The organism is Leptolyngbya sp. KIOST-1 (assembly GCF_000763385.1).
Classification (GTDB): Bacteria; Cyanobacteriota; Cyanobacteriia; order Phormidesmidales; family Phormidesmidaceae; genus Nodosilinea.
Window position 1 is genome coordinate 89,277 of the sequence record NZ_JQFA01000002.1, and the last position, 19,855, is coordinate 109,131.

Genomic DNA, 19,855 nt, shown 5'->3' on the forward strand with positions numbered 1-19,855 from the left:
ATTGCTACGCTAAGGAGCACTCACCACCGCCCTGTGTAGAATGCCCGTTTGGCTTTACCACATTACCCCCATCAGCAACCTGGCCACCATTGTGCAGGCCGGTACCCTGCTGGCCAAAAATAGGCTGCAAGCCAGCGAGGCTGCTTACACCTCCATTGCCTACGAGCACATTCAAGACAGGCGTTACTCCAAAACCGTGCCCTGTGGCCCTGGCGGCGTGCTGCACGACTACGTGCCCTTCTACTTTGCCCCCCGTTCGCCCATGCTGGGGGCAATCCACATCGGCAACGTCACCGGCTACACCAGCGGTCAGCAGTCTATCTTGCACCTGGTCACCACCGCCGAAGCGATCGCAGAGGCGGGCCTGGGGTTTGTGTTTAGCGATGGTCATGCCGTCATGGGCTACACCAGCTTCTACGACGACCTCAACGAAATCGACGCTGCCATCGACTGGGACATCATGCAAACCAAGTATTGGCGAGATACCGAAGAGGATGGCGATCGCAAGCGCCGCCGCCAGGCCGAGTTCTTGGTACACCAAGCGGTGCCCTGGCCTTTGATTCGCGGCATTGGGGTGATGGATGAGGCGATCGCTGCCGAGGTGAACCAAATTTTGCGACAATTTGGGCAAACGATGACCGCCCGCCTGCGCCCCCAGTGGTATTACACGTAAAATGCAGGCGGCTCGACCACCCCTGGCAGATCTTGAACCCAGCCCCTCCATTCAGTACAATTGAACTAACAACATGACGGCACAATGCTTAAGCTAAAGCGTGGCAACCTCCTAGACGAAAAAACAGAAGCCCTGGTGAACACCGTCAACTGTGTAGGTGTCATGGGCAAAGGAGTTGCGCTGCAATTTAAGCGGGCGTTTCCAGACAACTTTAAGCAGTATCAAAAAGCGTGCAAAAACAATGAGGTCGAGCCAGGCCGCATGTTTACCGTCGCCACCGACTCGCTGCTAAATCCCCGGTATATCATCAACTTCCCCACCAAACGCCACTGGCGACAACCCTCCCAGCTTGACGATATCAAGACCGGGCTAACCGCTTTAGTAGCAGAAGTTCAACAATTGGGGATTCGATCAATTGCCATCCCCCCCCTGGGCTGCGGCAACGGGGGCTTAGACTGGGCCGAGGTCAAACCGCTGATTTTAGAAGCCTTCAAACCGCTGCCCCATGTTGAGGTGATTGTGTTTGAACCGGCTGGGGCACCGCCGGTTGAAGCGATGGCGATCGCCACCTCAAAGCCCCCAATGACAGCCTTTAGAGCCTCCCTAATTCGGATTCTAGAACTCTACGGGCTACCGGGGTATAGCGCCAGCCGCATCGAAATTCAAAAGCTGGCGTATTTTCTTAAGGTAGCTGGAGAGCCTACGCTGCAAAAACTGGCTTACCAACGCTTTCACTATGGCCCCTATGCCCATGACCTGGGCCACGCCCTACAAGGCATGGAGGGCCACTACATTCGTGGCTACGGTGATGGCAACGATCGTGCCCAGATTCAGGTTTTGCCCGAAGGGCACGAGGCGGCCCAAAGTTTCTTGGCTGAGGGCCAAAATGCTGACCCCTATTTAGAGCGAGTCAGCCAGCTCATCGAAGGGTTTGAAACCCCCTACGGCATGGAAATGCTGGCAACCCTGCACTGGGTGGCTCAAGAAGATCCTCGGGCTGCTGTCGATTGCGAGGTGGCGATCGAGCGAGTGCAGGAATGGAGCGATCGTAAAAGAAATCTCTTTAAGCCCCAGCATCTCACAATGGCCTGGAACCACCTAAAAGCCCAAGGCTGGCTGACTGTCTAATACCAAATCCTATCTGTATACCCCCGGTATGTAGGGGCATTGCAGTGCAATGCTCCCTACGAGGTATCGGTTTCGAATCGGGGTTGTGTGACTCGGATTTGGTATAATGCCTTTTAAGGCCAGCTCAGAGGTCGAATGTTATTGAAATTAATAGCATCTATATTTTTGCTTTGGAGATGTGCCGTCAACCGTAGATCATCGGTCAGCACTAGATAGCGATCGCGAGCTGCGCTGGCAATGCCGCAATCCGTCAAACCAAATCTCTGAAATTCAGGAAATGTAGCCAATGTGGCGCTAGCTTGGTGATCTTCCTGCATGTTTGTGATAGCTTGGCCAAACAAAGATATGCAGCGCGATCGTTCCGGCTCTCCTAGCTGATTCACAAAACTATTGACCTCAGTCAAAATATTGGGTGTAGTCACGATGGTCTGAAAAGAAGCCATAATTTGCGACAGCAAATCAAAATCTTCTGGGATAAATTGTTGAGTGCGTTTGAATCGAGTAATTCGTTCTCGGTTCACAAGCCCCACAACGTACAGCAGCAGAATGTTACTGTCTATGAGTAGCCCCAATGAACGATACCGACTCAGTAGAGCTTTTATCTCCTCAATCATAGCGTCCGAATTTTCATGGCTTTGACTTGCCCTGTTGCTGTACTGACCTCAAATACCTTGTATTCTCGCTGAACTTGAGTGGGCACCAGTTGGTTGTCGGCTGGGCGTGTAAAACTCAGCGTTATATGCCACAGCTGATCGTCCTCAGATATCTCAGACTCTTCGAGGCGAATATCATTAACCAGCCCTCCCATAAACCCCTGAAGTCCTGAGAGGTAGTCTTTTGCTGCCTGAGTTGCCTGTTGAACGTTAATGGATGGGGCTGTGCTTTGAGTCATGGTTTTATCCTATCTTTTCTTTTAAGTTAGCTGTTAGTCGATATATTTAAGGGCTCAATGATGAACCACTCATGGTAGAGAATGGCCAGGTAGAAGTCTTGGTTGGGGATGCGATCGCACACCGCCATATACCCACTCATAAACCAGTCGTCGCCGTAGGTGGTGTCTTTCAAAAATAGGGTTAGGGAATTGCCATCCTCGCTCCAGATGGTACGAAGAATGGTGATGTTGTCGTGGTGCGATCGCTCAACCGGCAGCAAGACCGCCCGTCCCTCAATCATCATAAATTCTGGGTCATACCACTCCAACACAGAGGCCCAGTTTTCCGGCCCCTCGTGCTTCTCAATAATGCGATCCCATCGAATCGTTTTTATTGCCGCCAAAGCATTGGCATCAAGGTCTGAAAGTTTCATAACTGAAGCTATCTTTGACGGGCGAAAGCATCATTAGCTAGCGGCAGCTAGCTCCACAGGCTCGTAATATAGCGGCAATAGTTGCTCTGCTCTAATAGCCAATATGGCATAGGCCTGACCATCCGAACGAGAAAACTCAATTTCAAAGGCCTCGCCATCTCCCAACTCCTCAACCACCGTACCGACTTGTCCTCGCCGCAGTAAAATTTGCCCCCCAAAAGGAAAACGCTGAGCCGGAATATCTTCCATCAGGGCAACCATGTCATGGAGATGGATGGGCTTCATAATGTCTCCTCGCTTAAATCGGATAAACGCTGGTCAGTCGCGGATAAGCTTTGCCGGGTTGAATAATCCAAGCACTCCGCACCATAGAGGTTCCCACCGCTGTCGTCATCGAGAAATCAATCACGTAGCGTTCTCCATACAGGTCAGCGGTCGTGAGCAATGCGGGTTCTGCCGCCGCTGCCACAATGAGCGCTTCAACCAGAAGGGCCTTATTATCTAGGGTAATTCCTAATTTTGACTGAAACAATCTGGCCGTGTGTTTCCCGCTAGAGTGATTGAAGTTCAAGGCGTAGGTCTCCAGCTTCTCCACGATTTGCGCCGGATTAGCGGCATTCCCGTAGGGTAACTTCAAAGCCTAATCCCCTAGCAAGACCCGCATCGCCTTTAGGGCTGGGCGCTTCTTGCCATTGCTGACCTTGCCAAACCAGTAGTGCGCCTCCTCGTTACTCATCGCCGCAATGCCCTCCGTCACATTGGCAATTCGCTCCGGCTTCGACAACGGCTGCAACGCCTGAAACAGCAGCGCCAGATTCACCCCCGACGCCTCACTCAGCACATAGGGAGCCTGCCGCTTGTAGCTCAGGGTCTTGGGGTCATAGTTATTCGCCTTCAGCGCTTGGTAAATGGCCTGCCGGGCCTGCACCAGCGGCTTACCCTTCAGCCTCCCTACTCGCTTGGCAGCCGGGCGCTTCTTCTCCCCTGCCTTTTTGTAGGCGCACTGGTACAGCTCCAGAGCAAAATCATTGTTGCTCAGGGGGACAACTCGAAGCTGAAACTCTTGCATGGTGTCGTGAACCCCACAAACCGGGAAGAAGACGTCAGGTCTAGTATTCTACTCTGACTCTCAGATTCATCCGCTCAACTGGGTTACGGGTTAGTGCCTGCTGAAGCCCCTGGATCTCCGACCCCTCTGGAGCCATAGGGGCATCTAGCTTGAGTCTCACGGTTAGCGTCAGGCTAGCCTGGGTCTCCGGCAGGTTCAGCATGCCATTCAGCGTGCTAAAAAAGCTCTGGAACCCGCGCACATCTCCCTGGTACTCTAGCCGCACAAACTGCTGCCCGGTTTGCACCGTCACAAACTGCTGGATTTCAACTGGGTAGCGAGCCAGCAGGGGCAGAGTCGTGCCCATCTTGCGGTAGTCCGTCACGTCGCTCACTGAGAAGTCTAGGGCGGCGATCGCCTGCGGCTGATAATCCCTCAACCAATCCGCCAAATCGTTGAATATTTTGTTGGGGCTGCCCTCTAAGTCTTTTTCAGTGGGCTTCTCTAACAACGGTAGAGTTCCATACCCCCCACCCCCTTCGCCGCCATTGGGTGGCTTGGTGCCCCCCGCCGGGTACAGCATTACGGTCTGCACCGCCTCACCGATTTCCCCCGTGCCGTAGTCCGCCACCACCCTAAACTGGGTCGTCTTGGCAATCTGCCCCTGGTACTCATCCGAAGGCAAAAACTGGTCGCCCACCAGGCTACCATCCTGGTACAGGCTGACCTTCAGCGCCTCCTTGGCCCGCCAGCGCACCTGCACCGTCCGCTCGTCGCCGCCCCCGGCCAACAGCTGAGCACTCAACTCCACCACCTTCGGCTCAGGCGGCTTCAGCAGCCCCCGCCGGTAAAGCTCTGCCCGCTCAGAAAACTCAATCGTGGTGGGCATTCCCACCGCAGCCCCATCGGTTTTGATGTAGAGCTGCTCTCCCACCTTGAGATCCCACTGGCCTTCGCTCAGCCCTTTGCGGATCGTCTCCCGAAGCTTAGCCACCTCCGCATCGAGCAGCATGTTCAGAGCCAAGTCCTTAGCAAACTGTTCTCGCAGTTGGCGCGTCGTCCAGTGGTCGAGCCCCGTGGGCCACACCTTTTGCAGTAGGTAGGCAGGAGCATAGGGGGCGGCATCTTCGCCCCGCACCTTGCCGCAGTCCTTCAGCGCCTTCAGCACCACATCCTGTTGGTTGCGGTTGCCCTTCACGGTGCTGGCATCCTGGGCGGGCAAAGGGTAATGCATCAATCCCTTGGGCGCTTTCACGGGGTCATTAGCCGGGTAGAACAGGTGGCGGTAGGCGTTGGTCAAAGCCACCCGCACCGCCAAATCCAACTCCCCTTCCTTTTGCTTGATCTGGTCCTGCTGACTCTGGGAGAGGTCGTCCATGCGGTTCTGACTGCGCAGGATAGCCCGCACCGCCTTAAACTCGCGGGTGATGTCAATCGCCCGATCTAGCTCCTGGTCGTTGGCCAGCAAAAACAGCAGCCGATTGCGGAAGGTGCGAAACTTACCCGACTCGCCCGTGTTGTTAAAAATCTGCTCGATCAGCGCGGGCGGGCCGTCGGTGGAGCTGCTAATCTTCGCCTCGTTAAAGTCGATGATGCACAGGGCAATGGTACTGGGGTCATCGTCCACATCGTGGGCACCCTCGGGGCCAGCCACCAACTGAAAGAACTTGGTGGCAAAGATGGTATCGCGCCGGGTGCGGAGTTCCTCCTTCGCCTCGGTGATGCCGACCTGCTCTTTCTCCTCGGCAATGATCTTGTTGATCGAGGGTTCTTCCTTGAACCGGGCCACGGAGGTGATGGGGTCCACATCCAGATACCAGGCCACACCGCTCAGCCGTTCTAGGGCGCGGTCTACAAAGCTGATATCCACACCTGGAGTCAGCAGCGACAGGTTTAGCTCGGCGCGGCGAATGCCCGAGGAGATGCCCTGGGTGAGGGAGTGCAGGAACACCGTGCGGCCTACCCAGGTGGAAAAAGGCGGCTTGCCAGCGGTAATCCACTCCTGGTCTTGCAGTTGGGCGTGGGCTTCACGGCCATTGGGGTTGTAGATATCGGCGGCGATTGGCAGACGCATCAGGGGCCGCTGGAGCCGCGAGGTCAGGTCGCTGGTGATCTCTTCCTCTAGGCCTACCGGTAGGTGGTGGGGGTGAATCATCGGCAGGCGCTGTTCGGGGTGCTGCCACAGGTAGCGCACCACCCGCGCAAACAGCCGCAGGGCTCCCCGCGTGCGCTGAAACTCAGGGATGGAGGCAATCTTTTTGGTCAGCAGGTTAAACAGCTCGGGGTGGAAGGGGTAGCTGTTGGCGATCGCCCTGGCGTAGGTGGCATCTTTACAACCATCGGGCAGGTTTGCCCGGCTAGCCCGAAAGGCTTGGAGGTAATCCTCAGCGGCCTTCTCCGCTGCCTCGGCGCTGATGCTGGCAAATAGCCGCTGGCGAACGATGTTGTACACCTCAATGTCGGTGCTGGGGCTCAGCACCCGCTCCTGCCGCGCCGAGGCCCGAATCAGCTCCTGCTGAATTTCGGCTGTTTCCTTGGCAAAGGTATCGGACTCTGAGGCCAGGGAATAAACAAACACCAGGTTGTTGCAGGAGGCCGCTTGATCCATCAGCGAGAACAAAAAGGCTACCACCTGATCGGCCAGGGTGCTCTGCCCCACCGTTTTGGCCTTGGCCGCCCGCAGGTGACGAGCAATCTCATCGAGAATAATCAGCGTCGGTTCTTGGCCAATCAGGCGATCGATTACCGAGGTGCCAGGGCTAATGCGGTTTTCGTCTGCCCCCCGCAGCAGCTGGTATCCGTCTATGCCACCGATCTGGTAGGCAATTTCGCCCCACAGGGTGTAGGTGGTGATCCCCGTTTCGGGGTGATACACCCCCGCCTCTGGGTCTAAATCCCGTCCATCCACCGCCGCCACCTGAATGGGGCGATCTGGAATCAGCGAAATATCGTCCACAAAGCGGTTGAGCCCATCGATCTGCCGCCCCTGCTTAGCCATATGCCACAGGGCAATCTCGTCGTGGGTTTTGCCGCCTCCGAAGCTGGTCTCTAGCCGAATCACTGGAGATCCAATCAACCGCTCGGTCAGCCGTCCAAAGACCTCGGTAATCAGAGTTTTCAGGCCATCGGTTGGAAAGGTGTTGGCTAGAAAAACCGCAGGTTTTTGATAGATCTGGGGAGCCTTGCCCTCCACCACAGGCCGAAGCTTGGCTGCGAACAAGTCGAGGGAGAGGTCACCAGAGCGAATCTCATCCCTGGGGACACAGGTATCAAAGACAGTTGGCAGCATGGGAAAAGGGCTTTGGCGTGGAACAACGGGAATCAGCCATCTTATTGAGACCGTGAGGGCAGGCTCTCTTAAGAGCATTCCCATGGAGATGGTTAACGCAGCCTAGGGGGCAAATTTCTCCGCTTGCTCCTTATTACATCGCTAACTCCCTATAGACCGGAGCAGCCTGATGTAAGTGTTTACATTTTCTACAGGCCAACCCACGGAATGCAGGGAATTCTATGAAGGACTGGGTTCTAGGATCGCTCAACACAGGCATAATTGCTGGACAAGAGAAAGGTTAAGGGCCACTGAGCGATCCGTAGACCTATCCATGTACCGCCTAACGTTAGGCAATCTGCTCAATCTGACATTCAAAGCCCTCGCCATACCCCTTATACCAGCACGGCAGAACGCCTTCCGAGCCATCGGTAAACCGCACGGTCAACCGCTCCAAGGTGATCCAGTCATAACCATACGCATTCTCGGGCTGTGCCAACCGCTCTCGGCGCAACACCCGCTCTACTCGCGCCAGCGTGGCCCAACCACAGGCCGGAATCCCAGCGTAGCTCTCCCATACATCCGAGATCAGCCCGACCGCATCGAGCGAAAGACTTTGGGAACATTGATCTTGGTCGAGTAGGCAAACTTGAGGTCTAGCAGCTCTGCGTAGGCTTTGGCTTGTTGCAAACCGTCTTGGGGCGACTTGTTTTTTCGTTTGGCCTCAACCACAGCCAGAGGAGTGTCGCGGTTGTAGCAAAGCAAATAATCGGCAAACTTTTGGCGGCGACGGCGGGTACGGGTGCCTGTAGTTAAGATGCGGCCCGCATCAATGGGGTACTGCTCTGCAATCTGGTGGGGCTCTCGCTCCCAATCGCTGAGGCGGGGCAAGACGTACTTTCTACAGGTATCAGCCTCGTTGAGACCCGACATGCGCTAAACCAGGGCTTGCAAAAATGGAGACAGGCTAGACAGTAAGCAGTTTCGCTTCTTATCTTAGTCTGCCCCCCTACTTAGCAAGTGGCTCACCTCGAAGTCTTTACGACGGCACCTCAAGGATTGCATTCTTTGCTGTGGATGAACCCCAACAGAGAAATGCAACCCAGGGGTGCAACAGTTAATCTAACTGCCTATCGCGCCTCAGCAGGCTAAACACTTCCCCCTGCTCTGGGGTAATCAAAATCCCCGACGGTGGGATCGTCACCAACTGGCTCCAGGTGACCTGCTCGGCATAGTTCAGCACATGCAGCTGGTGGATAGCTGATCGCACCCCCTCCGGTGACCCAATCACCAAATGGCGCAACCGCTCCCGTCCCGGCTGGGCCTCCGGATTCGCCAACAGCAACGGGTTCGTCGCCTCGCCCCGCCGGGCCAGCGCCACCAAATACGGCAAACACAACATGAGGAATTCCTCCAAAACAACAGTGGGTAGGAAATTCCCCAAAAATTTGGCCGCCCCAGACGTTGTGCAGTTCGGGGCGGCCTAAGCAATAATAGCCTCAGCCTCCGAGACTGGTCTGATCAGCCTTGGGGGTTAGGTGCCGGTTGGTGTCCCCACACCTTCCGGTACCGTTGACCAAATTTTTGGGAAGACAGACTGCACGCACACAGCCTTAGCACAGTAAGCTACTCGAATACCACACCAGGCGCAAGTAAGAATTGTTACCGTTGGTGAAACCTTGAATGGCAGCACTCAACCGCTGTTTGCCCTACTCAAAACCTTGGTTTCTGGCCCGCGATCGCTGTTCAAGAGTCCCTTCAGGTTCACCCACCGCTCCAGACACCTGATTGGCCTCCCCCTATGCTTTCTTCGCGCCCCCAAAACCCTTATTGCACTGACCAGCAGATTCATCGGCTCGGTTGTGAGCTGCATCAGGGGATGGCGATCATGGTTTTGCACCGCTGAAAGATTCCCCCAACCGCCTCAGTCATCCATCAGGCCCAGCGTTAGCACCCTCCAGCGATCGCGATCGTCCTTCCACCCCTGCAACTCTTTCCACTGCCGGAGCCGATGCTTCCATCATCAATGCAGATCGCTGATTGCATAGACTGAAACCTAGTACTTCCGCCCCAAACCATGCCGCCATCCCTCTAAATCAACCCGAACGGGTTAAAACCTCTACCTTGCCCAGCCAAAACAACCGGTGCTGTCGCTGTCCTTATAGCTCCATGCCGCTCAATTCACCCGTTCTTCATCAAAACCCTTCATTTCTGGTCACAATCTTGCTATTTCTGCCAAGCGTTGTGGGTTCTCCCTGGGCAATCTGCCCTTAGGCGAGACACCCAGACGCCAACCCCTGCCGTCGTCTCACAGTTACGCATTGCCACAACTCAAGTCACTTCACCCGGTCATCGCCCCAGACCGGCGACTGCGTTGCAGGCAAACCCGTCTATGCAAACCTACTCACCCTCATCCAGGGCACATCTAACATGAACACCGTTGACTTTTCCCGTCGCGTTTCGGCTAAAACCATCAATGCCGACATTGATTCCTTCCACGGTTTGAGCTTCATCAAGAACTATATCCCCGTCCGCAGCGAAGCTACCCCCGAAGCCCTCAAAGCCGGTTACGAGGCGATGCTGGCCAAGCAGCAAAACGAGACCGAACTCATGGCCGCGATTAAAGCCGCCTCCGATGCCGCCCGCCTGGCCGAAGTCGAATTTCACGACATGGTGATGGCGATGAAAGAAACCGTGCGCGGCCAGTATGGCCCCAACAGCGACGAAGCCCAGGCGATCGGCTACAAGAAAAAGTCGGAATACAAGCGCCGCACCCGCCGCAGCGCCTAGCGATTGTTGACACAACAACTACATTCCCCCCAAGACCCGTTAGCTAAGCCAACGGGTCTTTTTTAGTACCTTACCGAACTCCAAACCTAAGGCTTTCGCCAACTCACCTAGGCCGATGCCCCGACCTAAAGGATTTGATTCCCCGTGAACCTAGCGGGCAGTCACGGATTCCAGACCGCGCCTTTGCTCAGATTTTCTCCAAGAATATCGTGCAGCAGGGGTTTGCTGAGGCGGCTCAGGCCCAGATCCAGGCTGAGGCAGCGCCCGAAGTGGAGCAAGGACAGGGGGATGAGCGATCGCTCATGCCCAGCGATATGCGGCAATACCTGGAAGTGAAAGACCAGTATCCCGATGCGATCGTGCTGGTGAAGTTGCCGGATCAGCGGTTTTATGAGGCGTTTTTTGACAGGGCTCGGCCCTTGATCGAGCATCTGGAGATGATTGGCACCAGCATGGAGTCTGGGGTAAAGGAACTTGGACGGGTACGAGTGGCAGGGTTTCCCGTGGAGAGTTTGCACAAGTACTTGGACAGGTTGACCCAGCAGGGGGAGGTGGTGATTGTTGATGGGGAGGGGGCGATCGCCGCCCTTGTTGTAGAGGCAACACCGCAGCCTGACTCTGAAACCGTGGTTACTGCTCCAGCCACTGAAGAACCTGAATTTCGGGTGCAGAGCCTGTTTGATGTAGAACCCTTTCGGACAGGTGCTCCTACTAGCCAAGGGCTACGACCTGGCACAGATCCGCTATGGCAGCAGGAGCAGGCGGCAGTGGTGCCTTCACAGGATTTACCGTCCCTCGATCTGCCTCAGTCTAACCCTGTAAACCCTGCCCAAGGACCATCGCTGTCGGGGACTTTTTGTGATAGCTCGAGGCTCAGAACTGGCGAAAATTCTACGGCACTCAGGTGATCGCTGGTGTTGGTTACTCGCAGTTTAGGATTTAAGACGGTATGCCTATAATTTTTGAAGTTATTTGAAGTTGTTGAATGCCTTGGCTGTAAACAAGCTACAATAGTAAGTATGAATTAAATAGACGCCTTTTTTCCCTCTTCATTTGAACTGGCGGCGCTATCCAAGGTTATTTCAGAGGTATAGCTTGCCCCTGATTGACTGATAAAACCCCTGCAACCCTTGTCCTGCCGTAGGATGGGTTGGTGCTAGTATAACCCGTCGAAATCGTCTCTGGTGTTGGGTTTTGTTTCGCTTAACGCCAACCTACACCTTGACTTTTGTCAGTCAATCAGAGCTTGCCCATATATTGCCATGAGCAGCTAATTCGGTGAGCACTGTGTATCATTGTCAGGTTTCTCATGGACAGGTGCCAAGCCAAAGCGTTAGAAAGTTGCTAAGTTTGGGTATGCCTGAGTAAATATATGGCCGTTAGAGAATATGTTAGGCAGTCACCTCAGTTGTTTATGCCTGCCACTTCAGCGCTTTGGCAAATTAGAAAATAGAGAACCTGATCAATTGAGTAAAGCAAAGTAAGCCATAACAGCAGTAAGCTTTGCTAGCTTCCGAGTGCGCTGCACTCGGCCTATAGCTTTAGACTTCAGAGTATCTAAAAAAATATAGAACTTGTCAATAAAATCAAAGAGTTCACAAGAATTTCAGGCCTTAAGCATTAGCAATAAAGTAATTAGTCGAGATGCCCTTTGCAGGCCACTATTTTTTAATCCAGGGTGATTCTTAAAGGGCTTTGAGTAGACAGAATGGTGCCCTCAGCAGTTGGGCTGGTCTTGGGCTGAACTGTTGTGGGTAGATCAAGGTCCTCAGCTGGGTGCTGAGCAGGATGGTTGCACATTATTAGAGGCATTATGCGCGTTGCCCAGGTTACCCCGCTGTGGGAGCAGGTTCCCCCCTTGGCCTACGGAGGCACAGAGATGGTGGTGAGTTTGCTCACCGAAGAGCTGGTGCGCCGAGGGCACCAGGTGACGCTGTTTGCCTCGGGCGATTCGCAGACGCAGGCGCTGCTAGAGCCGGGGTGCGATCGCGCCCTGCGGCCCCTCGGCGTGCTGCCCCCCGCCTACGCTGGCTACGAGCAGCGCCAGCTGGGCCATGTCTTTGGCCACGCCAGCGATTTCGACATCATTCACTCCCACATGGATGCGGCGGCCCTAGCCCCCACCCACCATAGCCAAACCCCGGTGGTGCACACCCTGCACGGGCCGTTTACCGCCGCCTCTGAGCAAATTTTTGGCCAGTATCGGCAGCAGAATTTAGTCACCGTGTCCAGATCGCAGCAGCGGCCTGAGCTGGGGCTTAACTATGTGGCGACGGTGTACAACGCCATCGCCCTAGAGCAGTTTAATTTTTACCCCCAGCCCCAAGCCCCGCCCTACCTAGCCTTTTTGGGCCGTATGTCGGTGGAAAAAGGCCCCCACCTGGCGATCGCGATCGCCCAGCGCCTTGGCTGGCCGCTGAAGATGGCGGGCAAGGTCGATGCTGAAGATCAGGCCTTTTTTGATCGCGAGGTGGCCCCCCACATCGACGGCGAGCAAATTGTGTACCTGGGCGAGGTCAGCCAATCGCAGAAAAAACCCCTGATCGGCCACGCCACGGCAACGCTGTTTCCGATTACCTGGCCCGAGCCCTTTGGCCTGGTAATGGCCGAATCCATGGCCAGCGGCACCCCGGTGGTTGCCATGGCCCTGGGCTCGGCCCCGGAGGTGGTGGCCCACGGCGAGACCGGCTTTCTGTGCCACAGCGTGGAAGACTGCGTCGCGGCGGTGGGGCAAATTCACCAGATTAGTCGCCAGGCCTGCCGCGACCATGTGGCGCTCAACTTTGGCGTGGGGCGCATGGTAGATGGCTACGAGGCGGTGTACCGCGCGGTGATCGGCCAGCGCGATCGCTCCGTCAGCGAAACCCGCGATCGCGATATGCGCCCCCGCCGCCCCGATCTATCGTCTACTTAGCCTGAGTTCGGCATAAAAAATTCCTGAAAAAGCAGGCCCTCTGTCCCCTCCCGGGAGGGGTAGGGGTGGGTTAGTCCATGCCCCACCATGTCGCCTCCCTGCCCCTAGGGACTTGTGTGGTGCAGGAGAGTTCACCCACCCCGCCCGTTGGGCACCCCTCCAAGGAGGGGATGGCATTATCCCAAGCTAACGTTACTGAAATAATTTCCCTCTCAACGGTGGGCAGTGCCCGCCCAGCTCTGCTCCCGTCCCACCCCACAAGGATCTCAACCATGACCGAGTCTTTCCCTCAGGACGCGCTAGAAACCAGCTCAACTGCCGCCCTCAACCATTCATCCCTCAAGATTGTCGAGGTGGATGGGCGCACCTTTGCCCCGGCCCAGCAGGTGCCGATCCCGGAATGGCCCTGCACCACCACCCGGCGGCAGCAGCCGACGCTGACCCTCAAGGACAACGACCTGTTTATCATCACCGACACCCTGGGCAACATTGCCTGTGGCGATGACCAGTCCGCCTCTAGCCTGGGGTTGTTTTGCCGCGACACCCGGTTTCTCAGCCGATTGGAGCTGCAAGTGGAGGGGCTGCCGCCGATTTTGCTCAGCAGCACCGCCCAGCGGGGGTTTGCCCTGTCGGCCCTCTGCGCCAACCCGTATATCTCTCCAGAGCATGGCCGCCGCGAAATTCGGGCTGAGACCATTGGCATTCAGCGGGATCTGGTGCTGCAAGGGGGGCTGTTTGAGGAACTCACCCTGACCAACTACAGTACCGGGCCGGTAGAATTCGAGCTCAGCCTCAGCTTTGACGCCGACTTTGCCGACCTGTTTGAAATTCGGGGGCGGGTGCGGCAGCAAACAGGCACCCTGCTGCGATCCGTTCGCCTCCCGGAGGGTGCGGCGGTCCCCATGCCCTCCCTGCCCGATGGCGCGGTGCCGGGGGCAGGGGACGAACTCACCCTGGCTTACCAGGGGGTTGACCAGCTGCTGATGGAGGCGAGAATTCAGTTTTACCAGCGGCCCCCCGACCAGCTGAAGGGCTATACGGCGATCTGGCGGGTGGAGCTGCAACCCCAGGCCACCGAAATTTTGGGCTACCGGCTGCAGCCCTTTCTCGACGGCCACCCGGCCTCCACCGTGGGCCTGCCCGCCACCCTCAGCCAGGCGGTGGCGGCGGAAACCATGGAGGAGCAGCAGTGGCGCGAGGGGGTGACCCACATTCGCACCGACAACCGGGCGCTGAACCAGATCATCGAGCGGGCCGAGCAGGACACCTACCTGCTGGGGCAGACCTTTGGCGACGGCAAGGTGCTGTCGGCGGGCATTCCCTGGTTTGCCACGCTGTTTGGCCGCGACTCGCTGATTGCGGCGATGCAGACGTTGATGTTTAACCCCGCCCTGGCGCGGCAGACCCTGACGGTGCTGGCCGAGTACCAGGGCCAAAAAAATGACGACTGGCGCGAAGAAGAGCCGGGCAAAATTCTCCATGAGCTGCGGTTTGGCGAGATGTCGCGCAGCGGCGAGGTGCCCCACACCCCCTACTACGGCACGGTGGATGCCACCCCCCTGTGGCTGATGCTCTACGCCGACTACTACGCCTGGAAGGGCGATCGCCCCCTGCTCGACCAGTTGTGGCCCCACGCCCTGGCCGCCATGGACTGGATCGATCGCAGTATGGAGCCCACGGGCTATGTCACCTATTTCTGCAAATCGCCGGGGGGCCTGCGCAACCAGGGCTGGAAGGACTCCGGCGACTGTATCGTCGATGCGGCGGGGAACCTGGCCCAGGGGGCGATCGCCCTTTCCGAAGTGCAGGGCTATGTCTACGCCGCCAAGGTGCGGCTGGCCCCTTTGGCCGAGCTGCAGGACCGCCCCGATCTGCGCGATCGCTGGCAAAGCGACGCCGCCAGCCTCAAAGCTCGCTTTGCTCAAGATTTCTGGCTGGAGGATGAGGGCTATGTGGCCCTTGCCCTCGACGGCCACGGCAACCCGGTGGACAGCATCACCTCCAACCCTGGCCACTGCCTGGGCCTGGGCATTTTCTCGCCAGAAAAAGCCCGCAGCGTGGCGGAGCGCTTGCTGGCCCCGGACATGTTTAGCGGCTGGGGCATTCGCACCCTCAGCAGCAGCAACCCCGCCTACAATCCCATGGGCTACCACGTGGGCTCGGTGTGGCCCCACGACAACGGCATGATTGCCGCCGGGCTGCGCGCCCTGGGCTACACCGACCAGGCGCTGGAAATTGCCCAGGGCATCTTTGACATGACCCTTGTGCAACCTTACCAGTGCCCACCGGAGCTGTTTTGCGGCTTTGAGCGCACCCCCAACAGTCGCCCGGTGCGCTACCCGGTGGCCTGTTCGCCCCAGGCCTGGGCCACGGGCACGGTGTTTCAGCTGTTGCAGATTATGGTCAACCTGGTGCCCGATGCGGCCAACAACTGCCTGCGGATTGTGCAGCCCACCCTGCCCGCCTCGGTCAGCTACATGGCGATCGACAACTTTAAGGTGGGGCAGACGCTGCTGGATCTGGAGTTTGAGCGATCCCACGAGGCCACCGCCTGCCGTGTGGTGCGCAAGCGGGGCAACCTGCGGGTGGTGATTGAGGTTTAGGGAATAAACCCGCTAATATAGGGCTCATATAAAAGACCGCTTTTTTATCTCCGTTTAAATTCGCCATTTAGGATACTTTTTTTGCTGTATGGCCAAGCGATCGCTCCGAGCATCGCCCGCTGGGATTCAGCGGGCTAAGCGCGCGTTTGCGCTCAAAGGATGGACCCAGGACAACCTGGCCGGGGAGGTCAACCTCAAGACCCGGCAGCCGATCTGGCGCTTTTTCACCGGGCAGCCGGTGGATCGGCAGATTTTCATGGAGCTGTGCCAGGTGCTCGACCTCGACTGGCGAGAGGTGGCCGCCGACCCGCCCGCCGACTTTTTGGAACCGGGGGAGGAGCTGACGCCGCCGCCGCTGACAGTGGATGAACTGGTGGCCGAGGTGCGATCGCAGCACTACGACACCATCCAGCACCAGTGCGGCATTTTGCAGCTGCTTGACATTGGCCGCCCGGTCAACATCGACGACATCTACGTCGATGTCAACATTCTCGAAGCCGTCGCCAACCAGCAGTGGCTGGACATCGCCGAGCTCAATACCCTGGCCCCGACCGAGTTTGACCGGGTGGGGCTGGGGGGGGTCGACATTCCCCAAATGCCGGGCCTGGAGGCGGTCAAAACCTACGCCAAGCTGAGGGTGCTGGGCAAGCCGGGGGTGGGCAAAACCACCTTTCTGCAACACCTGGCGGTGCAGTGCAACTAGGGCGAGTTCGCCGCCGACCAGGTGCCCGTCTTTATGGCCCTGCGGGAGTTTGCCGAAGCCACCAAGCGCGGGGACGACCTCAGCCTGTTCAGCTATCTGCACCAAACGCTGCTGACCACCGGTATCACCGCCCCCCAGCTCGAAACCCTGCTCACCGAAGGCCGCCTGCTGATCCTGATGGACGGCCTGGATGAGGTGCTCAACCAGGATATCAACGCCGTTCTGCGAGAGATCCGCCGGTTTTCCGACCAGTACCACCGCAATCGCTACGTAATCTCCTGCCGCACGGCAGCCCAAAAGCTGGCCCTGCGCGGCTTTACCGATGTCGAAATCGCCCCCTTTAGCCCGGCGCAGATTGCTACCTTTGCCCAAAAGTGGTTTGTGGCCCTGGGCCGGGCCGCCACCCCCGAAGGACAGGCCCAGGCGGCGGAGTTTATGGAAAAGCTGGACTTGCCCGAAAACTGGCAGTTTCGCCAGCTGGTGGTCACGCCTTTGTTTTTGCACCTGGCCTGCTGGGTGTTTCAGGGGGAAGGGCAGTTTCCCAGCAAGCGCACCGCCTTTTATAAACAGGGCCTCGACCTGCTGCTGGGCAAGTGGGATGAGACCAAGGGCGTGGAGCGCGACGACGCCTATCGCGGGTTTTTGCTGCCCCAAAAAATGCGGCTGCTGAGTCAGCTGGCCGCCGTCACCTTCGAGCAGGGGCAGTACTTTTTTGAGCAGCGCACCATCGAGCAGTACATCGAAGACTACCTGCAAAATTTGCCAGGGGCAAACCTGGAGCCCGAAGAACTCCAGCTGGAAAGTGAGGCCATGCTGAAGGCGATCGAGGCCCAGCACGGGCTGCTGATCGAGCGGGCGCGGGGGATTTTTTCGTTTTCCTACCTGGCGTTTCAGGAATACTTAACGGCGCGCAAGATCGTCGCCACCCACAACCTCAGCGCACTGGAACAGGCCCTGGGCGGGCTGGTCAGCCACATCACCGACCCCCACTGGCACGAGGTATTTTTGCTCACTGCCGCCATGCTGCGCAGCGCCGACTCCCTGGTGCAGCTGATGAAGCAGGAGATCGACGCCCTGGTGGCCCAGGACCCGCACCTGCAAGATTTTTTGCGGTGGGCCAGCGAGAAATCCCAGACGGTTCCCCCCGAACCCAAGCTGGCCACCACCCGCGCCTTTTACCTGGCCCTGGCCCAAAGCCCCCGCGCCGCCGACCAGTTTGCCCTGGCCAGCACCCTCGACCAGGGCATCTTTCTCGATGCGGCGCTGGAAAATTTGCTGATGGAGTTTGCCATTGACCACAGCCAAGATTTTGCCTATGCCCATGCCTGTAGCGAAGCCCTCAAAAATATTCTGGTTATGGTGCTCGATGCGGGGTTTTACAAGTCGCTACAGCAAATTAAAGACCAGCTGCCCGCCTCTAACCAACACCAGGAGCGGCTGCAAGCCTGGTGGCAAGACAACTACTCGACCTGGGTGGAGCAGCTCAAAAGCACGATTATGCACTACCGCAATATTCACCACCCCTGGCAGTTTAGCCCCGAGCAAGAGCAGGTGCTCAAGCGCTACTACGACGCCAACCAGCTGCTGGTGGATTGCCTCAACAGCAACTGCGAAGTGACCGCAACCATTCGACAGGAAATTGAAGCCACGCTGCTGCTGCCCCAGAAGGAGCTGGAGGATCGGGAATGGCAGGGGGAGTGAGGGGTAGGGCCCTCAGCTCCCTACCTCGTAGGGGCATTGCAGTGCAATGCCCCTACAAATCGGGGATATACAGATAGGATTTGGTTTCAGTATTGGAAGCAGCGATCGCGGTGCCCAAATCAACCCGAAGCTTACTGAAGTTTACCCTGGGCCAAGGGGGTCAACCAATTTAATCCTAGTTCCAACTTATTTTGTGTCAGCTTTCTTGGGCAACGGCCTTCTGCCATTCAACGATGAGGCAATCAGCAGATTGCGCACCCAGTTATTGTGTGAACGCCCTGCAGCAGGCCGCAGTGGCGCGGGCGGTATCGCTGTAGCCGCTTGAGGGCCAACCCTCCCGCAAATAGGCCGACTCCGCCCGCCGCCAGGCCGCCGCCAATTGCAACCTGGGGCGACACCCATTCGGTTAGTTCGGGAGGCAGGTAGGCCAGCACCGGGTTGACCGCTGGCGGACTGCTGGGGTCAAACTTCTGGACAATTTGGTTGACGCCGATCAGCGTGCCCTGGCCAATATTGCCCTGCCTGAACTGGGGCAGCATGGCGTCGTCTACGATGGCCTGGGCGACCCGGTCGTAGCTGCGATCGTAGCCCATGCCCAGCTCGATGCGGACCTGGCGATCGCCGGGGGCCACCAGCAGCAAAATGCCGTCGTTGCGTCCGGCATCGCCAATCCCCCAGGTATTGAACAGGTTGGTGGCAAAGGGTTCGAGGGCGGCATCGCCCGTGCCGTAGTCGTAGATCGAGTTTACCGTCAGCAGCACCGCGTGGACTCCAGTGCGACGGCGAAACTGGTCTAGCTGAGCCCTGGCCAAGCTCTTTTCGCCGTCGCTGAGCACCTGGCCATAGTCGTTGACATAGGCATCTAAAAAAGCAGGATAAGCCGCCTGGGCTGGACCCGCGAGCGCAAGCAGCAACAGGGCGATCGCGCTCACTAGCCCCAGTAGCCAATAGCGCGATCGCCCTGGCCCCACTCTCCAAAGCGATCGGTCAGTGACAGACTTGATCCACATACCAGGATACTCAGCGAACGACTGGTTCAAGCATTCCCCAGCCAGCGCAGTCTGCCTCCCGGCTCGGTTCCTTTCCGCTGGGGATGGGGCTATGGTGGAGATAGATGCCCGCTGTCTCCCATGCTGCAAATCACGCCCCGCACCGCTATTCCCCTCAGCGAAATCGAGCTGAGCGCCGTTCGCTCCCAGGGGGCGGGGGGCCAAAACGTGAACAAGGTGGCCACCGCCATTCACCTGCGCTTTGACATTCGGCAATGCCCTCAAACGCCAGACCATGCTTCCTCAGGTAGAGGGCTTTATCCGCCATTTCTGCGGTTTCGCTCATGTACGGCATCACAAAATCCGGACGCAGTTGATAGGCCTCCTTCGTCCTCGGCAGCAAAATCCGTCGGGTCTTAATCTGCTGGCGGGAGGACTCGACCCATCCGTGAAAGCGATAACCGGCCTCAATGCCTTCGGGGAACAGTTCAGGGTGAGCCGCAATCTGCTCGTCGAGATACTGACGAAAGGCCTCCCGATCTTCCACCAAAGTGGCGTAGTCGAGGTCGTCTGCAATGGGGAGACAAATCGTTTTATCGCCTGCGGTTCCACGCTTCCGTCGTTGCTTGGCCATCGGGTTGGCCTCCTGAGCGCTTTCCCTCTATTTTACTCGACACAAACTCGGGGGGAACTAGATTTAATCCAGTAATCAAGCGCCCCTCTATTACCGTGA

At 57.4% G+C, this 19,855-nt stretch carries 18 protein-coding genes and 1 pseudogene; 9 read left to right on the forward strand and 10 right to left on the reverse strand.

Annotation, left to right across the window (positions count from 1 at the left end; genetic code table 11):
• The first annotated feature begins 40 nt into the window (after positions 1-40).
• Both NF78_RS00445 and NF78_RS00450 read left to right on the forward strand, forming a co-directional pair.
• Complete coding sequence (locus NF78_RS00445) at positions 41-673, forward strand: DUF4433 domain-containing protein (RefSeq protein ID WP_035984294.1); 633 nt, start codon at positions 41-43, stop codon at positions 671-673.
• A gap of 84 nt (positions 674-757) precedes the next feature.
• Entirely contained in the window at positions 758-1,801 is a 1,044-nt protein-coding gene (locus tag NF78_RS00450) for a macro domain-containing protein (protein WP_035984297.1), read from the forward strand.
• 113 nt (positions 1,802-1,914) lie between these two features.
• On the opposite strand, the gene NF78_RS00455 is transcribed toward NF78_RS00450, so the two are convergent.
• The 9 genes from NF78_RS00455 to NF78_RS00495 form a co-directional block, all read right to left on the reverse strand.
• A complete protein-coding gene (locus tag NF78_RS00455; protein WP_035984298.1) occupies positions 1,915-2,415 on the reverse strand; it encodes a PIN domain-containing protein in 501 nt (166 codons plus the stop codon).
• Positions 2,412-2,693, reverse strand: coding sequence for a hypothetical protein (locus NF78_RS00460; protein WP_035984299.1), 282 nt, complete (start codon positions 2,691-2,693; stop codon positions 2,412-2,414). Before NF78_RS00460 ends, NF78_RS00455 begins: the two co-directional genes overlap by 4 nt.
• A gap of 26 nt (positions 2,694-2,719) precedes the next feature.
• A complete protein-coding gene (locus NF78_RS00465) occupies positions 2,720-3,106 on the reverse strand; it encodes a hypothetical protein (protein ID WP_035984301.1) in 387 nt (128 codons plus the stop codon).
• Positions 3,107-3,139: 33 nt separating this feature from the next.
• Positions 3,140-3,391: a DUF4926 domain-containing protein gene (locus tag NF78_RS00470; RefSeq protein WP_035984303.1), complete on the reverse strand. Its 252-nt coding sequence runs from the start codon at positions 3,389-3,391 to the stop codon at positions 3,140-3,142.
• Positions 3,392-3,404: 13 nt separating this feature from the next.
• On the reverse strand, positions 3,405-3,743 hold the full coding sequence (locus NF78_RS00475; RefSeq protein ID WP_035984304.1) for a DUF6883 domain-containing protein: 339 nt from the start codon (positions 3,741-3,743) through the stop codon (positions 3,405-3,407).
• Between the two features lie 3 nt (positions 3,744-3,746).
• Entirely contained in the window at positions 3,747-4,175 is a 429-nt protein-coding gene (locus NF78_RS00480; protein WP_035984305.1) for a hypothetical protein, read from the reverse strand.
• Positions 4,176-4,215: 40 nt separating this feature from the next.
• Positions 4,216-7,443 (reverse strand): ATP-binding protein, encoded by a 3,228-nt coding sequence (locus tag NF78_RS00485; protein ID WP_035984307.1) that lies wholly within the window; start codon positions 7,441-7,443, stop codon positions 4,216-4,218.
• A gap of 567 nt (positions 7,444-8,010) precedes the next feature.
• Positions 8,011-8,355: a type I restriction endonuclease gene (locus NF78_RS00490; protein ID WP_035984309.1), complete on the reverse strand. Its 345-nt coding sequence runs from the start codon at positions 8,353-8,355 to the stop codon at positions 8,011-8,013.
• A gap of 184 nt (positions 8,356-8,539) precedes the next feature.
• Positions 8,540-8,824, reverse strand: coding sequence for a hypothetical protein (locus NF78_RS00495; RefSeq protein ID WP_052049478.1), 285 nt, complete (start codon positions 8,822-8,824; stop codon positions 8,540-8,542).
• Between the two features lie 1,028 nt (positions 8,825-9,852).
• On the opposite strand from NF78_RS00495, the gene NF78_RS00500 reads away from it, so the two are divergent.
• The 6 genes from NF78_RS00500 to NF78_RS00525 all read left to right on the forward strand — a co-directional run bounded on the left by NF78_RS00500 (position 9,853) and on the right by NF78_RS00525 (position 18,133).
• A complete protein-coding gene (locus tag NF78_RS00500) occupies positions 9,853-10,212 on the forward strand; it encodes a hypothetical protein (protein ID WP_035984310.1) in 360 nt (119 codons plus the stop codon).
• Between the two features lie 134 nt (positions 10,213-10,346).
• Positions 10,347-11,120 (forward strand): hypothetical protein, encoded by a 774-nt coding sequence (locus NF78_RS00505; protein WP_035984312.1) that lies wholly within the window; start codon positions 10,347-10,349, stop codon positions 11,118-11,120.
• 905 nt (positions 11,121-12,025) lie between these two features.
• Positions 12,026-13,126, forward strand: coding sequence for a glycosyltransferase family 4 protein (locus NF78_RS00510; protein ID WP_035984313.1), 1,101 nt, complete (start codon positions 12,026-12,028; stop codon positions 13,124-13,126).
• Between the two features lie 272 nt (positions 13,127-13,398).
• Entirely contained in the window at positions 13,399-15,729 is a 2,331-nt protein-coding gene (locus tag NF78_RS00520; RefSeq protein WP_081972443.1) for an amylo-alpha-1,6-glucosidase, read from the forward strand.
• Positions 15,730-15,817: 88 nt separating this feature from the next.
• Positions 15,818-16,432, forward strand: a complete 615-nt coding sequence (locus tag NF78_RS32715) for a hypothetical protein (RefSeq protein WP_263970516.1) — start codon at positions 15,818-15,820, stop codon at positions 16,430-16,432.
• A 21-nt stretch (positions 16,433-16,453) separates the two neighbouring features.
• Positions 16,454-18,133 (forward strand): NACHT domain-containing protein, encoded by a 1,680-nt coding sequence (locus tag NF78_RS00525; RefSeq protein WP_263970517.1) that lies wholly within the window; start codon positions 16,454-16,456, stop codon positions 18,131-18,133.
• 242 nt (positions 18,134-18,375) lie between these two features.
• Here NF78_RS00525 and NF78_RS00530 read toward each other — a convergent pair whose 3' ends face one another.
• Positions 18,376-19,143, reverse strand: a complete 768-nt coding sequence (locus NF78_RS00530; RefSeq protein WP_081972444.1) for a TPM domain-containing protein — start codon at positions 19,141-19,143, stop codon at positions 18,376-18,378.
• 120 nt (positions 19,144-19,263) lie between these two features.
• Here NF78_RS00530 and NF78_RS33305 point away from each other — a divergent pair.
• Positions 19,264-19,392, forward strand: a pseudogene (locus NF78_RS33305) (peptide chain release factor-like protein); the annotation flags it as partial.
• Positions 19,393-19,855: the final 463 nt, after the last annotated feature.

Bases quoted from the DNA above. Each gene is read 5' to 3' on its own strand.
- NF78_RS00445 (WP_035984294.1), top strand. From the start codon at position 41: ATGCCCGTTTGGCTTTACCACATTACCCCCATCAGCAACCTGGCCACC.
- NF78_RS00450 (WP_035984297.1), top strand. From the start codon at position 758: ATGCTTAAGCTAAAGCGTGGCAACCTCCTAGACGAAAAAACAGAAGCC.
- NF78_RS00455 (WP_035984298.1), bottom strand. From the start codon at position 2,415: ATGATTGAGGAGATAAAAGCTCTACTGAGTCGGTATCGTTCATTGGGG.
- NF78_RS00460 (WP_035984299.1), bottom strand. From the start codon at position 2,693: ATGACTCAAAGCACAGCCCCATCCATTAACGTTCAACAGGCAACTCAG.
- NF78_RS00465 (WP_035984301.1), bottom strand. From the start codon at position 3,106: ATGAAACTTTCAGACCTTGATGCCAATGCTTTGGCGGCAATAAAAACG.
- NF78_RS00470 (WP_035984303.1), bottom strand. From the start codon at position 3,391: ATGAAGCCCATCCATCTCCATGACATGGTTGCCCTGATGGAAGATATT.
- NF78_RS00480 (WP_035984305.1), bottom strand. From the start codon at position 4,175: ATGCAAGAGTTTCAGCTTCGAGTTGTCCCCCTGAGCAACAATGATTTT.
- NF78_RS00485 (WP_035984307.1), bottom strand. From the start codon at position 7,443: ATGCTGCCAACTGTCTTTGATACCTGTGTCCCCAGGGATGAGATTCGC.
- NF78_RS00490 (WP_035984309.1), bottom strand. From the start codon at position 8,355: ATGTCGGGTCTCAACGAGGCTGATACCTGTAGAAAGTACGTCTTGCCC.
- NF78_RS00495 (WP_052049478.1), bottom strand. From the start codon at position 8,824: ATGTTGTGTTTGCCGTATTTGGTGGCGCTGGCCCGGCGGGGCGAGGCG.
- NF78_RS00500 (WP_035984310.1), top strand. From the start codon at position 9,853: ATGAACACCGTTGACTTTTCCCGTCGCGTTTCGGCTAAAACCATCAAT.
- NF78_RS00510 (WP_035984313.1), top strand. From the start codon at position 12,026: ATGCGCGTTGCCCAGGTTACCCCGCTGTGGGAGCAGGTTCCCCCCTTG.
- NF78_RS00520 (WP_081972443.1), top strand. From the start codon at position 13,399: ATGACCGAGTCTTTCCCTCAGGACGCGCTAGAAACCAGCTCAACTGCC.
- NF78_RS32715 (WP_263970516.1), top strand. From the start codon at position 15,818: ATGGCCAAGCGATCGCTCCGAGCATCGCCCGCTGGGATTCAGCGGGCT.
- NF78_RS00530 (WP_081972444.1), bottom strand. From the start codon at position 19,143: ATGTGGATCAAGTCTGTCACTGACCGATCGCTTTGGAGAGTGGGGCCA.